This is a genomic window from Streptomyces sp. NPDC048751, assembly GCF_043198595.1.
GTDB lineage: Bacteria > Actinomycetota > Actinomycetes > Streptomycetales > Streptomycetaceae > Streptomyces.
Map to the genome: position 1 here is coordinate 160919 of NZ_JBICUX010000015.1, position 15618 is coordinate 176536.

Annotated in this window: 15 protein-coding genes; 6 read left to right on the plus strand and 9 right to left on the minus strand. The window is 73.2% G+C overall.

Annotation, left to right across the window (positions count from 1 at the left end; genetic code table 11):
- Positions 1-79 precede the first annotated feature (79 nt).
- Both ACGFNV_RS37365 and ACGFNV_RS37370 read right to left on the minus strand, forming a co-directional pair.
- Positions 80-1654, minus strand: coding sequence for an alkaline phosphatase D family protein (locus ACGFNV_RS37365; RefSeq protein WP_393628839.1), 1575 nt, complete (start codon positions 1652-1654; stop codon positions 80-82).
- A gap of 122 nt (positions 1655-1776) precedes the next feature.
- A complete protein-coding gene (locus ACGFNV_RS37370) occupies positions 1777-3216 on the minus strand; it encodes a PLP-dependent aminotransferase family protein (protein ID WP_393628841.1) in 1440 nt (479 codons plus the stop codon).
- 47 nt (positions 3217-3263) lie between these two features.
- Between ACGFNV_RS37370 and ACGFNV_RS37375 the strand changes: the two genes are divergently transcribed.
- Positions 3264-4244 (plus strand): DMT family transporter, encoded by a 981-nt coding sequence (locus ACGFNV_RS37375; protein WP_393628843.1) that lies wholly within the window; start codon positions 3264-3266, stop codon positions 4242-4244.
- 121 nt (positions 4245-4365) lie between these two features.
- Here ACGFNV_RS37375 and ACGFNV_RS37380 read toward each other — a convergent pair whose 3' ends face one another.
- Together ACGFNV_RS37380 and ACGFNV_RS37385 are read right to left on the minus strand one after the other, a co-directional pair.
- Positions 4366-5196 (minus strand): alpha/beta fold hydrolase, encoded by an 831-nt coding sequence (locus ACGFNV_RS37380; protein ID WP_393628845.1) that lies wholly within the window; start codon positions 5194-5196, stop codon positions 4366-4368.
- Positions 5197-5310: 114 nt separating this feature from the next.
- Positions 5311-5964, minus strand: a complete 654-nt coding sequence (locus tag ACGFNV_RS37385; protein ID WP_393628846.1) for an NADPH-dependent F420 reductase — start codon at positions 5962-5964, stop codon at positions 5311-5313.
- Between the two features lie 104 nt (positions 5965-6068).
- On the opposite strand from ACGFNV_RS37385, the gene ACGFNV_RS37390 reads away from it, so the two are divergent.
- Together ACGFNV_RS37390 and ACGFNV_RS37395 are read left to right on the plus strand one after the other, a co-directional pair.
- Positions 6069-6950 (plus strand): RNA polymerase sigma-70 factor, encoded by an 882-nt coding sequence (locus ACGFNV_RS37390; RefSeq protein ID WP_393628848.1) that lies wholly within the window; start codon positions 6069-6071, stop codon positions 6948-6950.
- Between the two features lie 180 nt (positions 6951-7130).
- Positions 7131-7892: a GntR family transcriptional regulator gene (locus tag ACGFNV_RS37395; protein WP_393628850.1), complete on the plus strand. Its 762-nt coding sequence runs from the start codon at positions 7131-7133 to the stop codon at positions 7890-7892.
- 45 nt (positions 7893-7937) lie between these two features.
- On the opposite strand, the gene ACGFNV_RS37400 is transcribed toward ACGFNV_RS37395, so the two are convergent.
- From ACGFNV_RS37400 to ACGFNV_RS37410, 3 genes are all read right to left on the minus strand, one after another.
- Positions 7938-9095: an ROK family transcriptional regulator gene (locus ACGFNV_RS37400; protein WP_393628852.1), complete on the minus strand. Its 1158-nt coding sequence runs from the start codon at positions 9093-9095 to the stop codon at positions 7938-7940.
- 133 nt (positions 9096-9228) lie between these two features.
- The gene (locus ACGFNV_RS37405) at positions 9229-9891 is read right to left on the minus strand and encodes a response regulator (protein WP_393628854.1); all 663 of its coding nucleotides are present in this window, start codon (positions 9889-9891) and stop codon (positions 9229-9231) included.
- 14 nt (positions 9892-9905) lie between these two features.
- On the minus strand, positions 9906-11063 hold the full coding sequence (locus ACGFNV_RS37410; protein WP_393628856.1) for a sensor histidine kinase: 1158 nt from the start codon (positions 11061-11063) through the stop codon (positions 9906-9908).
- A 108-nt stretch (positions 11064-11171) separates the two neighbouring features.
- Here ACGFNV_RS37410 and ACGFNV_RS37415 point away from each other — a divergent pair, with 108 nt between their 5' ends.
- The 3 genes from ACGFNV_RS37415 to ACGFNV_RS37425 are packed head-to-tail and all read left to right on the plus strand — an operon-like array spanning position 11172 to position 13288.
- On the plus strand, positions 11172-12098 hold the full coding sequence (locus ACGFNV_RS37415) for an ATP-binding cassette domain-containing protein (RefSeq protein WP_393628858.1): 927 nt from the start codon (positions 11172-11174) through the stop codon (positions 12096-12098).
- Complete coding sequence (locus ACGFNV_RS37420; protein ID WP_393628860.1) at positions 12095-12820, plus strand: ABC transporter permease; 726 nt, start codon at positions 12095-12097, stop codon at positions 12818-12820. Before ACGFNV_RS37415 ends, ACGFNV_RS37420 begins: the two co-directional genes overlap by 4 nt.
- A 57-nt stretch (positions 12821-12877) precedes the next feature.
- On the plus strand, positions 12878-13288 hold the full coding sequence (locus ACGFNV_RS37425) for a hypothetical protein (RefSeq protein ID WP_393628862.1): 411 nt from the start codon (positions 12878-12880) through the stop codon (positions 13286-13288).
- 10 nt (positions 13289-13298) lie between these two features.
- Here the strand turns inward: ACGFNV_RS37425 and mug are convergent, their stop codons facing one another.
- Together mug and purB are read right to left on the minus strand one after the other, a co-directional pair.
- Entirely contained in the window at positions 13299-13844 is a 546-nt protein-coding gene (mug, locus tag ACGFNV_RS37430; protein ID WP_393628979.1) for a G/U mismatch-specific DNA glycosylase, read from the minus strand.
- Positions 13841-15283: an adenylosuccinate lyase gene (purB, locus tag ACGFNV_RS37435; protein WP_393628864.1), complete on the minus strand. Its 1443-nt coding sequence runs from the start codon at positions 15281-15283 to the stop codon at positions 13841-13843. The genes mug and purB overlap by 4 nt, the downstream gene beginning before the upstream one ends.
- Positions 15284-15618: the final 335 nt, after the last annotated feature.

Below are 15618 nucleotides of genomic sequence, written 5' to 3' on the forward strand. Positions count from 1 at the left end.
CCTTTTTGTTTCTCTTTTGACGGTTGTGCCGCGCACCGCGGGATGACGCCGGTGCGCGGCACCGTCAAGGCTACGGGGGTTACTGCCCGACCCGCCCCGGCTGCAGTACCTGCGTGAACAGTACGGTGCCGTCCTGCTCGCGCAGCCGGACGGTCAGCTCCCCGCTGTCGCCGTCGATGTCGACCTCGCCGAAGAACTGGTACCCCTCGGCGGGTGAGACGTTGGGCGTGGCCGGCGCCTTGACGAAGACGCGGTCCGGGCCGAACGTGCCGTCCAGCGCGTTCGCCTGGAAGGCGCCCGCGTTGAGCGGACCCGAGACGAACTCCCAGAACGGCTCGAAGTCCTTGAACGCGGCCCGCGACGGGTCGTAGTGCTGGGCGGAGGTGTGGTGGACGTCCGCCGTCAGCCACACCGTGCCGGTGATCCGCCGGTGCTTGATGAAGCGCAGCAGTTCTGCGATCTGGAGCTCGCGGCCGAGCGGCGCGCCGGGGTCGCCCTGTGCCACCGCCTCGATGTTCGGCTTGCCGTCGGTGCCGTCCGGCACGACCAGGCCGAGCGGCATGTCGGAGGCGATGACCTTCCAGACCGCGCGGGAGCGGGCCAGCTCGCGCTTGAGCCACTCCAACTGCTCGCGGCCCAGGATGCCCACCGGGTCGGTGGTCTGGTTGTCGGGCGAGTTGGCGTTGCGGTACGTGCGCATGTCCAGGACGAAGACGTCGAGGAGCGGGCCGTACTTCTGCACCCGGTAGACCCGGCCGTCGGGACGGCGCAGCGTCGAGATCGGGAAGTACTCCGAGAACGCCTGCCGGGCGCGGGCGGCTAGCACGTCGACGTTCTTCTCGGTGTAGCGGGTGTCGGCGAAGATCTCACCCGGGAACCAGTTGTTGGTGACCTCGTGGTCGTCCCACTGGATGATCGAGGGGACGCGGGCGTTGAAGGCGCGCAGGTTGTCGTCCAGCAGGTTGTAGCGGAAGTTGCCGCGGAACTCCGCCAGCGTCTCGGCGACCTTCGCCTTCTCCTGGGTGGTGATGTTCCGCCAGATCCGCCCGTCGGGCAGCGTCACGGTCTCGGTGAGCGGCCCGTCGGCGTAGATGTTGTCACCGCTGCACAGGAAGAAGTCCGGGTCGAGCGCGGCCATGGCGTCGTAGATCCGGTAGCCGCCGATGTCGGGGTTGATGCCCCAGCCCTGCCCGGCGAGGTCGCCGGACCAGACGAACCGCACGCCGTCGCGCCGCTTCGCGGACGCGGTGCGGAAGGTGCCGGTGACCGGCTCGCCCGTGCGGCGCGGGTCGTCCGGGTCGGCGAGCAGGACGCGGTAGTGGATCTGCTCGCCCGCCGGCAGTCCGCACAGCCGGGTCGTGCCGGTGAAGTCGGTGTCGGCGCCGAGGAGCGGGCCGTGCCATCTGTGCGTGGTGCGGAAGGACTCCGTCGCCGACGTCTCGACGATCATCCGGGCCGGGCGGTCGGAACGCACCCACACGAGACCGGAGTCGGTCGTCACGTCGCCGGTCTGCACGCCCCAGCCGGCCTGGGGGCGCCCCGAGAGGGCGAACGCCGGTGCCGCGCCGAGGCCGACGGGCACGGTGAGGGCCGCCGACGCGGCCAGCGAGCCGCGCAGAACGCTGCGGCGGCCCGGGAACGGACGATGTGACATGGGGTGCGCCTCCAGGGACGGGAACCGGCCAGTGTGCACAGCCACACCTACTGGGGCGTCGCGGCGCGGACGGAAACCGAAGGTGAACAACTGACCGAGGAACGGGCGCCTCCGAGGGGACGTCAGCCGCCCGCGGCCTCCGCCATCAGGCGCACTCCGTCCCGAATCCGGGCCGGCGACAGATGCGCGTATCCCAGGACCAGGCGCACGCGCGCGTCCCCGGCGTCGGGCACGCGCGCGTGGCGGTACGCCTCCAGCGGGCGCACCGCGATCCCCGCCGCGTCCGCCCCCGCGAGGAAGCGCGCCGGGGGCCCGTACCGCTCCGGCACCGTGGCGATGACATGCAGACCCGCCGCGATCCCGGACACCTCCGCGCCGGGGAAGTGCCGCGCCAGGGCGTCCACCAGGGTGTCGCGCCGTTCGCGGTAGGCGCGCTGGCAGCGGCGCAGCTGGCGGTCGTAGTCGCCGCGCTCCAGGAAGCGGGCGAACAGTGCCTGGTCGAGGGTGGGGTGGCCGAGATCCATCGTCCGCTTGCGTTCGACGACCTCCTCCGCCAACGCCTCGGGCACCAGCAGCCAGCCCAGCCGCAGCCCCGGCGCGAGGGATTTGCTCACCGAGCCGGCGTACGCCACCCGTTGCGGGTCGAGGCCCTGGAGCGCGCCGACCGGGGCGCGGTCGTAACGGAAGTCGCCGTCGTAGTCGTCCTCGAAGACGAACCCGTCCACCGAACGCGCCCAGTCGAGCAGTTCGGTGCGGCGCGGCGCCGAGCAGGCGATGCCGGTCGGGAACTGGTGGGCGGGGGTCGTCACCACCGCCTGCACGCCCGACGCCCTCAGCGGCCCGACCGCGACCCCCTCGTCGTCCAGGGGCAGCGGTACGGCGTCGACGCCGGCCGAGGCGTACAGGTCGCTGTGCTGCGGGCTGCCCGGGTCCTCGACACCGATCGTACGGATCCCGCGCGCGTGGAGGGCGAATCCGAGCAGCGTCGCCGCCTGGGCCACCCCCGACACCACCACGAGCCGCTCCGGATCGGCGACCACGCCACGGCGCCGGGTGAGGAGTTCGGCGAGGGCGGTGCGCAGCCGGGGCAGGCCACGGGGATCGGGGTAGCCCAGCTCGTGGTGCGGCAGTTCGGCCAGCACGGCCCGCTGGGCGGCTGCCCAGGCCGCGCGCGGGAACAGCGACAGGTCCGGCGTCCCGGGTACGAAGTCGGCGCGGGCGCCGGGGGAGCGCGGGGCGAGGTCACGCGCGCGTGCGGGCGCGGCCCGCACCGCTGCGCCCACCCAGGTCCCCGCGCCCCGGCCACTGCGCAGATACCCCTCCGCCGTGAGCTGCTCGTACGCCTCCGTGACCAGCCCGCGTGACACGCCCAGGTCGGCGGCGAGGTCCCGGCTCGACGGCAGCCGGGTCCCCTGCGCGAGCCGACCCGCGCGGATCGCCTCGCGCAGGGCCGCCTGGAGTGAGCGGCCACGCGCGCGTGCGGGCGCCGAGGCGGCGGGCAGGAGCACTTCCCATGCGGCGGTGGGGGAGTCGCCGCCCCGATTGGTCCCCGATGACGTCATGGGAGTGGACCTTAAACCGGGCCGCCGCGCTGCCTAGCGTCGCCGTCATGAACGCCACCACCACGCGCGGTGCCCTCCTCGCCGCGCTCGCCTGCGTCCTCGTCGGCGCGTCCTTCACCGCCAACAGCGTCCTCGGCGACTACCCGTACGCGGGCGGCCAGACCCTGCGCTACGGTCTGGCCTGGCTGCTGCTGCTCCCGCTGGTCCGCGGCGAGGCGAAGGCCCGGCTGCGGACCCTCGCGCCCCGCCAGTGGGCCCGCCTCGCCCTGCTCGCGGCCGTCGGCATGGTCGGCTTCAACCTCGCCGTGCTCGCGGCGGAGCGCTCCGCGGAACCGGCGGTGCCGGGCGTCTTCGTCGGCTGCGCGCCCGTGATCGTGGCCGTGGCGGTGCCCCTTCTGGACGGCCGCCGCCCCCAACGCGTCGTCCTGTACGGGGCGTTCCTCGTCGCCGCCGGTGCCTGTGTGGTCCAGGGGTGGGGGCGCACGGACGGTGCCGGCATCGCCTTCTCGGTGTGCGCGCTGGCCGGCGAGGTCGGCTTCGCGGTCCTCGCCGTCCCGGTGTTGCGGTCCCTCGGGCCCCGGCTGCTGTCGGCCACGGTGTGCGGCATCGCCGCGGTCGAGTCGGCGGTGGCCGGCCTCCTCGTCGACGGCGCCGGATGGCTCCGGCTCCCCGACGCCGACGAGACCGCCGCGCTGCTCTGGCAGGCGGCCGTCGTCACCGTCATCGGCTTCGTCTGCTGGTACATGGGCATGCAACACATCGGCGCCGAACGCGCCACCCTCTTCTCCGGCCTCATCCCCGTCGCAGCGGCCTGCACCGCCCCACTCGTCGGAACGGGCTCCTACGGAGTGGCACAGGTCGCGGGCAGCGCGCTGGTGGGGGCCGGGGTGGCGTTGGGATCGGGGGTGTTGCGGCGGGGTCCGGGGCCGGTGGCCAGAGCCGGTGGGCTCGGGGCACCCGCAGACCACCCGCGCGGCTCCGGGACTCCTGACAGCGGCACCGCGCGAGGCGTCCGGCGGCGAGCCTGAGCCGTGCCTTCGGAGCCCGGTCGCGCCCTCGGCTCCGGCGCCCCGGCGACGTGCCCCGAGCCGATCCGAAGAGCCGGGCTCCGGACACGGACCCGGCGCGGTCCCGGCGGAGGCCCGTGGCTCAGCGGCTGCCGTCGAGGATGACGCGGGCGACCAGGGCGGGATCGTCGTTCATCGGGCAGTGGCCGCAGCCGGGGAGGCGGACCAGACGGGCCTGGGGGATGATCCGCTTGGCGCGGAGGCCCTGGCGGCGTACGAGCAGCATGTCCCTGGTGCCCCAGGCCACGGTGACGGGGAGTCCGACGACGGCGTCGGTGAACTGGACGGTGGCACCGGCCCGCAGGGTCTGGTCGAACCCCGTGGCCTGCGCCAGCGCGAGTGTCTCGGCGACCACGGCCTCGGGTGCACGGCGGGCGGGGCGGGCGTAGATCGTGCTCGTCAGTGCCGTGCGGCCGACCGCGGAGCGCGAGAGCTGCTCCACCAGGGGCAGTGGCAGCCGTCGGGAGATGTGGCGCATCGCGAGCAGGACGCCGAAGGCGTAGCGCCGTTCGGCCTGGGACCAGAACCCGGCCGGCGACAGGGCGGTGACGGAGCGTACGAGCCTCTCGCGGCCGAGTTCCAGGGCCAGCAGGCCGCCCAGCGAGTTGCCCGCCACATGCGGCCGTTCGAGCCCCAGCGTCTCGCAGAACGCGCCGAACACGGCGGTCGTCGTGGGCAGGTCGTAGGCGAGGCCCTCCGGCAGGCCGGGCGAGGCGCCGAACCCGGGGAGGTCGACCGCGATCACGTCGCGTTCGGCGGCGAGGATGTCCACCACCGGGTCCCAGGCCTGCCGGTGGTGGCCGATGCCGTGCAACAGGAGCAGCGGGTCGCCGCTGCCCACGCGCGCGTAGGACACCGTCACGCCCTGCGGACCGTGGGGGGTGGGGACCTTGAAGGAGACGGTGTCGGACATGGGTGCTCCTCGTCTGGGACTCGCCGGATCGCGGGTTCGCCGCTTCGCCGACTCGTCGGCGCACGCGTGCAAGACAGCTTGTCAGCAATTGCTACCGACGGGTAGCCCCTACTCTCACCGCGCCCGCCGCACCTCGAAGTTGAACTCCCCGTGCCCGAACCCCTGGAACAGGCGGAGCCACAGCGGCAGCACCATCTCCATGGCGCGCGCCGCCTGGATGCCGCCCAGGTCCAGCACCCGCTCGCGCGGCCAGCCGAACTCCCCGAGCAACGCGATCACCTGCTCCTTGGCGTCCGCGTCCTCACCGCACACGAACAGGTTGTGGTCGCCCGGCACCTTGTCCGGGGCCACCATGACCCGGCAGTTCACCGTGTTGAGGGCCTTCACCACCCGCGCGTCCGGGAACGCCCGCTGGATCTGCTCGCCCACACTGTCCGAGTCCACGGGCGACAGATGCAGCTCGCCCTCCTCGAACCCGAGGGGGTTGCAGACGTCGACGACGACCTTCCCCGCGAGGTTCTCCGCCCCCGCGGCCTCCAGCGCGGCGAGCGCCACCCGGCCGCCCACGGCGTTCACGACCGCCTCGGCGCCCGCGGCCGCCGCCGCGAACGTACCGGTGTCCGCCCGGTCGCCCGCGTCGCGGGCCCACTCCACGGCCACGGGATTGTCCCCGGTGCGCGAGCCCAGCGTCACCTCGTGGCCCACCTCCACCAGTTTCCCGCCGAGCGTACGGCCGACCTCGCCCGTGCCGAGCACCGCGTACCGCATGCGTCTCCTCCTGTTCCCCGGGGCACCCCGGCTTCCCGGCCATTCTGGGGCGGAACGCCAGGCTTCGCCTGGACACGACGGGGCCCGTCGGATGGGATGAAGCCGTGACCGCCGACACCACGACCGATGTCTTCGAAACTCACCGCCCCGTCCTCATGGGCGTCGCCTACCGCATGCTCGGACGCGTGGCCGACGCCGAGGACGTGGTCCAGGACGCCTGGCTGCGCTGGTCCGCCGCCGACCGGAGCGAGGTCCGCGAACCCCGCGCCTACCTGGTCCGTGTCGTCACCCGTCTCGCCCTGGACCGCCTGCGCCGCATCAAGGACCGGGGCGAGGCCTACGTCGGCCCCTGGTTGCCCGAGCCGTACGTCACCGACTTCGGGGGCACCGTCCCCGACACCGCGGAGCGCGCCGTACTCGCCGACTCCGTCTCCCTCGCCGTCCTCGTCGTCCTGGAGTCGCTGTCCCCCCTCGAACGGGCGGTGTTCGTCCTGCGGGAGGCGTTCGGATTCCCGTACGCGGAGATCGCCGCCATGCTCGAACGTGCCGAGCCCGCCGTACGCCAACTGGGTGCACGGGCCCGCAAACACGTCGACGAGCGACGCCCGCGCTACGACGTCGACCCCGCCCAGCGTCGCGAGCTGACCGAACGGTTCCTGGCCGCTGCCGCGGAGGGTGACCTGAAAGGCCTCATGGCGCTGCTCGCCCCGGACGCCCGGCTCGTGGGCGACAGCGGCGGTCGGGCCAAGGCGCCGCTGCGGGTCCTGGAGAGCGCCGACAAGGTGGGCCGCTTCCTGGTGGCCGTGGCGAACTCGGGCGTCCCGGACCTGTCGGTGCGCTTCCTGGAGGTCAACGGCGGTCCCGCCGTGCTGGTCCTGTCCGGGGGCAAGCCGGACTCCGTCTTCCAGCTCGACGTCGTGGACGGCCGCATCCAGTCCGTCTACATCATCCGCAACCCCGACAAGCTGCGGTCACTGGCCGCCTGACACGCCCCCTGCGACGCCTCGTGAACGCCTCGCCGCGCCCCTCCCGGGGCGCGCCGTGGCGATCAAGCATTGGTCTTGACCAAGGGTGGGGGCCGCCTTATGGTCGCAGATAAGTGCAACAACCTTTAATAAACAAGGGCGCTAAAACGCCGCCGGATCACGGCGATTGCGGAGGACAGGGTGGGGACCACGCAGTTGGAGACGGTGCCGGAACCGAAGTACTGGCATCTCAGGACCGTGCTCAGCGAGGCACTGGACTCGGAGTTCACGGTGGGCGAGATCCTGCCCAACGAGCGCGATCTCGCCGCCCGCTTCGGCGTCGCCCGCGCGACACTCCGCCAGGCTCTGGAACAGCTCGAACTGGAAGGCAGGCTCCAACGCCGTCGCGGAGTCGGCACGACCGTCGCTCCGCCGCGCATGGGCGTGGCCGTGGGCACGGAGTCGCACGACTGGCCGGGGGCGGTCGGCGACGCGTGGCAGCCCGCCGACTGCGCCGTGGCGGTCCCGCCGGCGGCCGTCGCCGCCGCGCTGGAGACCGGCCGCGAGGAGGCCGTGCACACCGTGCGCCGCTCCCGGGTGAGCCACGGTCAGCCCGTCGCCGCCGAGCTGCTCTACGTCCCCCAGTCGTCGGTGCCCGACCTCTCCGCCATCGACGCGCCGTCCGCGGCGGCCCGCGCGCGTTCCGTCCTGCGTGAGCTGCAGCGTCTGGAGCTGGAGGGCCAGGACCGCGCCGTCGAGCTCGGCTCGGCCCGCGCGGACGACGCCAAGGAGCTCGACCGGCTCCCCGGGGCGCCCGTCCTGGTCGTGACCACCCGCTTCTTCGCCGAGGGCCGCACCGCCGCGCTCTCCGTGGCCACCTACCGCGCGGACACCTGCCGCCTCACGTTCGGCGCGTCCGGCGGCGTCGAGATCCACCACGGCCCGGAACGCCGGGCGTCCTGAACGACGCACCGCCGCAGCCGCCACACCGTCCAGCGGTGTGGCGGATCAGCGGCGGGCCGTGACCGTGCCCTCCACCGCGAACAGCTGCTCCTCGACGTGGTCGAGGGCCAGCCGCAGCGCGCCCGTCGCGACCGCGGCCTCGCCGAGGAGGGACAGGGTCACCCTCGGGGGCCGCAGGCAGTAGCGCGACAGCTCCCGGCGCAGGGGCTCCAGTACGCCGTCCAGTCCGGCCGCCCAGCCGCCGACGACGACGAGTTCCGGGTCGAGGGCGAGGACCAGCGCCGCCACGTCGTGCACGAGCCGCTGGAGGAAGCGGTCGACGGCTGCCCGGGCCCGCCGGTCGCCCTCGCGGGCCTGTGCGAAGACCTGGGCGACCGCCTGCTCGTCCAGCGGATGCAGCGGCTCGTCCGTGGTGGACAGCAGCGTCTCCGGGGTCACCTCGCGGCCCAGCAGGTGCAGCGCGCCGATCTCGCCGGCCGCCCCGCCGTATCCCCGGTGCAGCCGTCCGCCGATCAGGGCACCCGCACCCGGGCTGAGTCCGGCCAGCACCATCACGATGTCGTCGGACTCGGTGGCGGAACCCTTCCAGTGCTCTGCGACGGCGGCCGCGTTGGCGTCGTTCTCCACCAGCACGGGACACTTGAAGGAGCGGCTCAGCCGCTCGCCCAGCCGCAGCCCCGTCCACTCCGGGAGCGCGGTGCCCAGCCGTATCGTTCCGTCCGCCTCCACGATCCCCGGCGTGCCGACGCCCACCGCCCGCAGGGAGCCGCGCGGCACCCCGGCCCGGCGCAACAGCTCGGTGACCGCCGTGCGCAGCCGCTCCAGACGCTCGTCCGCCGACGCCGTCTCCTCGACGTCCCTGGCCTGCGAGCCCAGCACCCGGCCGTCGAGGTCGGCGAGGAGTGCGGCCACGCGGTGCGCCCCTATCTCGATGCCCAGCAGATGCCCGGCCTCGGCGCGGAACCGGAACCGGCGCGCGGGCCGTCCCTGGCGCCGGGCGGCACCCTCCTCGGCCGCCTGCTCGACCACGAGACCGGCCGCGATGAGGTCCTCGACGACCCCCTCGACGGTGGGCCGGGACAGCCCGGTCACTCGCGTGACCTCCGTCAGCGTGGCGCAGTCCGTGGCACGCAGCGCGTGCAGCACGACGGCCGAGTTGATCCTGCGCAGCAGCGAGGGGTCCCCGCCGGTCAACCGCCCCAACGTCCGTCCTCCCAGCTCGTGCGCGTGTGGGGCGGATCGTACTCGGCACGGTGAACCCCCGGCGAGTGCGATGGGTCACGTGTCCGCCGGCGGCCCCCCGCTCCCGGCCGGCGGCCGACGACCGTGCGCCGGATCAGCCCGGCGCCACGAACCCGGACTCGTACGCCGTGATCACCGCCTGGGTACGGTCCCTGGCGCCCAGCTTGGCCAGCACCCCGCTCACATGCGACTTCACCGTCTCCGTCCCGACGACCAGCCGCGCCGCGATCTCCGCGTTCGACAGCCCGCGCGCCATCAGCCGCAGCACCTCCGCCTCGCGCTCGGTCAGCCGGGCCCGCTCCAGCAGGTCCCGCGCCGCGCGGTTGCCCCCGTGGTCGCCGTACTCGGCGGCCAGCCGCCGTACCGACGCGGGGAACAGCAGCGACTCGCCCTCGGCGACCAGCCGCACCGCGTGCACGATCTCGGCGGGCCGGGCCCGCTTCAGCAGGAACCCGTCGGCACCCGCGCGCAGCGCCTCGTACACGTACTCGTCGTTCTCGAAGGTCGTCACCACGAGGATCTTCGGCGGCTCGGCCACCGTCCGCAGCACCGCGCGCGTGGCCTCGATCCCGTCGAGGAGCGGCATGCGTACGTCCATGGCGATCACGTCGGGCCGCAGCTGCCGCACCAGCGGGATCACCGCGGCCCCGTCGGCCGCCTCCCCGACGACCTCGATGTCGGGCTGCGCCTCGAGCACGGCCCGCAGACCCGCGCGGACCAGGGGCTCGTCGTCGACGAGGAGAACGGAGACCGGCATCCGGCCAGCCTAGATCAACTCAGCGGCAGCTCGACATGCACCTGCCAGTCACCCTCGTGCGGGCCGGTGTGCGCGCGGCCGCCGAGCAGGGCCGCGCGCTCCCGTATCCCGCGCAGACCGCTGCCCCGGCCGGGCCCGGGTATGTCGGCGGTGAGCGGATTGCGGACCTCCAGGGCGAGGGAGTCGTCGGCGACTTCGATACGGACCCGGACCGGGACGGATCCCGCGTGCCGCAGCACGTTGGTCAGCGACTCCTGCAGGATGCGGTAGCCCTCCCGGGACACCGGGCCGGGAACGGTCTCCAGCGGCCCCGCGAGATCGGCGTCGACCTTCGCCCCCGAGGCCCGCGCGGACTCCAGCAGCCGGTCGGCGTCCGTCAGCGTCGGCCGGCTGCTCACCGGTCGCTCCGACTCGCGCAGGATGCCCAACACCCGCTCCAGGTCCTCAAGGGCCGCCCGCCCGGTCTCCTCGATGGCGTCCAGGGCGCGCTCGGTGAACGCGGGGTCGCCGGCCGCCCGCGCGGCGCCCGCCTGCACGACCGCGACGGTCAGCGCGTGACCGATGGAGTCGTGCAGTTCGCGGGCGATGCGGGTGCGTTCGAGCAAGTGCTCGGTGCGCTCCTCCAACGCGGCGAGCCGCTCCGCGGGGGAGGGGCCGAGGAGGCGCCGCGCGAGGGCGGTGACCAACTCGCCCAGGCCGACCACCAAGGCGTACAGCGCGATCAGCGGCAGCGGGGCGAGGAGGGCGTACGCCCAGTGCGGCTCCGAGATGGGCAGCAGCGGGTTGTCATCGGGGACACGCCCCAGGGCGGCCCCGGTCAGATCCACGGTGAGGACCGGCAGCCAGACGGTGGCGAAGCCGACGGCCACGGACAGGCCCATGCGGGCCTCCAGCCACAGCACGGTGCGGAACCGGTCGCGCCACGTCGCCGACGGCGTCGTGGAGATGCCCGAGTCCTCCTCACCGGGCGTCAGCAGTAGCTGTGCCTGCACGCCCTCGCCCTTGCGCACGCCCGGGACCAGCAGCCCCAGTGGAACGAGGACGAGCGCCGGCACCCACGGCTTGGACATGTCGATGAACAACCACACGCTGACGATGAGCATCGGCACCCACAGGTGCAGCAAGCGCGTGTACGTCGTCCCCCGAAGCAGCGGGCGCAGGATGCGGGCCATGGCGCCATCGTGGCACCCGCCACTGACAACGGACCTCCCCCGCACGGGGGAGGCGGTCACCACCGGCGGGGGAGGCCCAGCTCCCGTTCCACGGGCCACGCTGCTGCCATGACCAGCATCGACGTCCAGAACCTCACCAAGGAGTACGGCACCCGACGAGCCGTGGACGACCTCACTTTCCGTGTCCTGCCCGGCCGCGTCACCGGCTTCCTCGGCCCGAACGGCGCCGGAAAGTCCACCACCATGCGGCTCGTGCTCGGCCTTGACCGGCCGACCTCGGGCTCCGCCACGATCGGCGGCCTCCCCTACGCCACCCTGAGCGAACCCCTGTGCCACGTCGGGGCGTTGCTCGACGCCCAGGCCGCGCACGGCTCCCGCACCGGCCGCGACCATCTGCGTGCCCTCGCGGCGAGCAACCGCATCCCCGCCCGTCGGGTCGATGAGGTGCTGGAGGAGACCGGTCTCGCACCGGCCGCGCGGCGCAGGGTGAAGACGTACTCCCTGGGCATGCGCCAACGGCTGGGCATCGCCGCCGCCCTGCTCGGCGACCCCGAGGTGGTCCTGCTCGACGAACCCTCCAACGGCCTCGACCCCGAAGGCATCATCTGGATACGCCGGTTGCTGCGCCGGCTCGCGGGGGAGGGGCGCACGGTCCTGGTCTCCAGCCATCTCATGAACGAGACCGCGTCCTTCGCCGACCACCTCGTCGTCCTCGGTCGCGGCCGCCTCCTCGCCGACACCCCGATGCGGGACTTCATCGACGCGCGCGTACAGCCCCGCGTCCGGATCCGCACGACGGACGTCCCCGCGCTGGAGGACCTCCTCGCGCGGCACGGTCTGCACGCCGAGCGACACGAGGACGGTCACTGGACTGTGCAGCACGCACGCGTGGACGACATCGGCCGACTGGCCTCCGGCGCCGGTCTGCCCCTGCTCGAACTGGCCGCCGAGGAGGGCACCCTGGAGCAGGCCTACCTCGATCTGACGACGACGGAAACCGAGTTCACCGCCCTTCCCCAGGAGGCCCGACGATGACGTTCGCCCCCGCTCTCCACTCGGAGTGGATCAAGATCCGTACCCTGCGGTCGCTGTGCGGCGCCCTGCTGGCGGTGTTCGCCGCGACCACGGCGTTCTCCGCGCTCGCCGGAGTCTCGGACACCTCCGACCCCGGTTTCGACCCGCTGTTCATGGCGCTGTCCGGGATCGTCCCCGGCCAGATCGCCGCCGTTTCGTTCGGTGCCACGGCCGTGGCGTCGGAGTTCCACGGGGGCGCGCTCCGGCTGACGCTCGCCGCGACACCGCACCGCGGACGATGGTTCGCCGCCAAGGCGACCGCCATCGCCGTACCGGCCCTCGTCGTGGGTCTGGCCACCACCCTCGCCGCCCTCGTCGTGGCACGGGCCGGCCTCGGCGAGGCGGCGAACGGACTCACCGTCGGTGAACAGGTGCGCGGTGTCGTGGGCGGCGGGGTGTACCTGATGCTGATGGCGCTGCTCGCGGCCGGCCTCGCCGCCCTGCTGCGCAGCGGGACGGCCACGCTGTCCCTGCTGATCCCGTTCACCCTCGTCGTCTCGTTCGTGATCGGGGACGCGACCGGCACGGTCGCCGACTTCCTGCCCGACAAGGCAGGTCAGGTCGTCCTGTACGAGACGCACGACGGACCGCTGGGACCGTGGACCGGCCTCGCGGTGACCGCACTGTGGACGGCCCTCGCCCTGCTCGCCGGCGGCTGGAGCCTGCGGCGCCGGGACGCCTGACCACGACGGCCTTCTGACACCTCACCAATTGTCAGAGGTGACCGGTTTACTGGAGGCATGAGCCCCGATCAGCACCTCGCCGGGATCGGCCTGCTGGGCACCCAGGCGTTCCCGGCCCAGCAGAGGTACGTCACCGCCGAACTGGCGACGAGCGTCGGTGTCACGGCCGGGGACCCCGCGGAGCGGATCACGGTGGCGGAGCGGTTCCACGACGACTGGGAGGACGCGGCCCGGATCCTGGCCGAGGGCTGGGGAGAACCGGAACACATCGGCCTGCAGACGATACGGCTGCGGACGGCGACGGAGGAGATACCCGAACCCTGGGCCCGGCTCAGCCTCACCATGGGCGACGCCTACCTCTGGGAGCTGACGGCGCACGGGCGTTGGGCGGTTCTCGGCGTGGCGGACGTCGACCCGGACGACGAGATCCAACTTCTCCTGGTCGTCACCGACACAGCCCCACCATGAGCCCGGCCCGCTACGCCTCCGCCGCCACCCGCAGCCGTGCGAACTCCTCGGCCATCGTCGCCGCCGTCCAGTGCGCGTTCAGCCCACTGGGATTCGGCAGAACCCACACGCGCGTGTCCCCGATGACCCGCTCCTGCGGCCCCACCCGGGCCTTCCGGTCGTCGAACGCGGCCCGGTAAGCGGTGACGCCCACGACCGCCAGCCAACGGGGCCGCAGCCGCGCCACCTTCAGCGCGAGCCGCCGCCCGCCCTCCCGGTACTCCTCCGCGGTGAGTTCGTCGGCCCGGGCCGTGGCCCGCGCGACCACGTTCGTGATGCCGAGCCCGTACGACAGCAACTCCCGCTGCTCCGACGGTTTCATGAGCCTCGGAGTGAAGCCGGACAGATGCAGCACCGGCCAGAACCGGTTCCCGGGGCGGGCGAAGTGGTGACCCGTCGCCGCTGTCATCAGGCCGGGGTTGATGCCACAGAACAGCACGCTGAGGCCGTCCGCGACGACGTCCGGTACGAGACGGTCGCGGGCGGCCTCCAGCTCCGCCGGGGTGAAGCGCGTCAGAGGATCGCTCCGGGGGTGTAGCCCGCGGCCTCCGGGTGCCGCTTGACGATCTCCTCGATCCGGCCGACGACGACGCCGACCTGGTCGGCGGCCGCGCCCGTGAAGGACAGCTTGTCGGCCATCAGGGCGTCCAGCTGCGCGCGGTCGAGCGGGATGCGCTCGTCGGCGGCGAGCTTGTCGAGCAGCTCGTTGCGCTCGGCGCCCTGCTCGCGCATCGCCAGCGCGGACGCGACGGCGTTCTCCTTGATCGCCTCGTGCGCGAGCTCACGTCCGACACCCGCGCGCACCGCGCCCATCAGCACCTTGGTGGTGGCGAGGAACGGCAGGTAGCGGTCCAGCTCGCGGGCCACGACCGCCGGGAAGGCGCCGAACTCGTCGAGCACCGTCAGGAAGGTCTCCAGCAGACCGTCCAGCGCGAAGAACGCGTCCGGCAGCGCGACCCGGCGCACCACCGAGCAGGACACGTCGCCCTCGTTCCACTGGTCGCCCGCCAGCTCACCCGTCATCGAGGCGTACCCGCGCAGGATGACCATCAGGCCGTTGACGCGTTCACAGGAGCGGGTGTTCATCTTGTGCGGCATCGCGGAGGAACCGACCTGGCCCGGCTTGAAGCCCTCGGTGACCAGCTCGTGGCCCGCCATCAGCCGGATCGTCTTCGCCAGCGACGACGGCGCGGCCGCCAGCTGCACCAGCGCGGTCACGACCTCGTAGTCCAGCGAGCGCGGGTAGACCTGGCCCACCGATGTGAACGCCTGCGAGAAGCCCAGGTGGGCGGCGATCCGCTGCTCCAGCTCCGCCAGCTTCGACGCGTCCCCGCCGAGCAGGTCCAGCATGTCCTGCGCCGTGCCCACCGGGCCCTTGATGCCGCGCAGCGGGTAGCGGGCGAGCAGCTCCTCGACCCGCCCGTACGCCACGAGCAGTTCGTCGGCGGCGGTCGCGAAGCGCTTGCCGAGGGTGGTGGCCTGCGCGGCGACGTTGTGGGAGCGGCCGGCCATGACCAGCTCGCCGTACTCACCGGCGAGCTTGCCCAGCCGGGCGAGCACGGCCACCGTACGGTCGCGGACCAGCTCCAGGGAGAGGCGGATCTGGAGCTGCTCGACGTTCTCGGTCAGGTCGCGGGACGTCATGCCCTTGTGCACCTGCTCGTGCCCGGCGAGGTCGTTGAACTCCTCGATCCGCGCCTTCACGTCGTGCCGGGTGACCTTCTCGCGCTCGGCGACGGAAGCGAGGTCGACCTGGTCGAGGACACGTTCGTAGTCGGTGAGCGCCTGCTCCGGGACCTCGATCCCGAGGTCCTTCTGGGCCCGCAGCACGGCGAGCCAGAGCCGCCGCTCCAGTTTCACCTTCTGCTCGGGGGACCAGAGCGTGGCGAGCTCGGCGGAGGCGTACCGTCCGGCGAGAACGTTCGGGATGCGGGGCTTGGCGGGCGCAGAAGTCACGTGTCCGGAGTTTACCCGTCGTCCGGGGCGCCTTCGGATCGTCCCGAAGTCCGGACGGCGCAGGTGAGCCCCGCCGGGACGCTCCGGCGGGGCTCGGTGCACGCGGCGGGGTCACGCCGCGTCGCCGGCGCCGGTCAGTCGACCAAGGTCAACTCCCCGGCCGGGTCGAGGCCCACCGCCCTGGCCGCCGCACGGCAGAAGGGCTCGGGCGGGCAGTACTGGTGCTCGGTGATGTAGTGGATCACCAGGTGCGGGGCGGCGTACAGAGTGCCAGGCCGACGCCGACCGGCTTGGCGTCGGTGAGCTGCTCGAAGAACATGCCGGTCGCGGTGTTG

Excerpts from the sequence above, each read along its gene's own strand:
- ACGFNV_RS37365 (WP_393628839.1), bottom strand. The coding sequence starts at position 1,654 with ATGTCACATCGTCCGTTCCCGGGCCGCCGCAGCGTTCTGCGCGGCTCG.
- ACGFNV_RS37370 (WP_393628841.1), bottom strand. The coding sequence starts at position 3,216 with ATGACGTCATCGGGGACCAATCGGGGCGGCGACTCCCCCACCGCCGCA.
- ACGFNV_RS37375 (WP_393628843.1), top strand. The coding sequence starts at position 3,264 with ATGAACGCCACCACCACGCGCGGTGCCCTCCTCGCCGCGCTCGCCTGC.
- ACGFNV_RS37380 (WP_393628845.1), bottom strand. The coding sequence starts at position 5,196 with ATGTCCGACACCGTCTCCTTCAAGGTCCCCACCCCCCACGGTCCGCAG.
- ACGFNV_RS37385 (WP_393628846.1), bottom strand. The coding sequence starts at position 5,964 with ATGCGGTACGCGGTGCTCGGCACGGGCGAGGTCGGCCGTACGCTCGGC.
- ACGFNV_RS37405 (WP_393628854.1), bottom strand. The coding sequence starts at position 9,891 with ATGCCGGTCTCCGTTCTCCTCGTCGACGACGAGCCCCTGGTCCGCGCG.
- ACGFNV_RS37410 (WP_393628856.1), bottom strand. The coding sequence starts at position 11,063 with ATGGCCCGCATCCTGCGCCCGCTGCTTCGGGGGACGACGTACACGCGC.
- ACGFNV_RS37415 (WP_393628858.1), top strand. The coding sequence starts at position 11,172 with ATGACCAGCATCGACGTCCAGAACCTCACCAAGGAGTACGGCACCCGA.
- ACGFNV_RS37420 (WP_393628860.1), top strand. The coding sequence starts at position 12,095 with ATGACGTTCGCCCCCGCTCTCCACTCGGAGTGGATCAAGATCCGTACC.
- ACGFNV_RS37425 (WP_393628862.1), top strand. The coding sequence starts at position 12,878 with ATGAGCCCCGATCAGCACCTCGCCGGGATCGGCCTGCTGGGCACCCAG.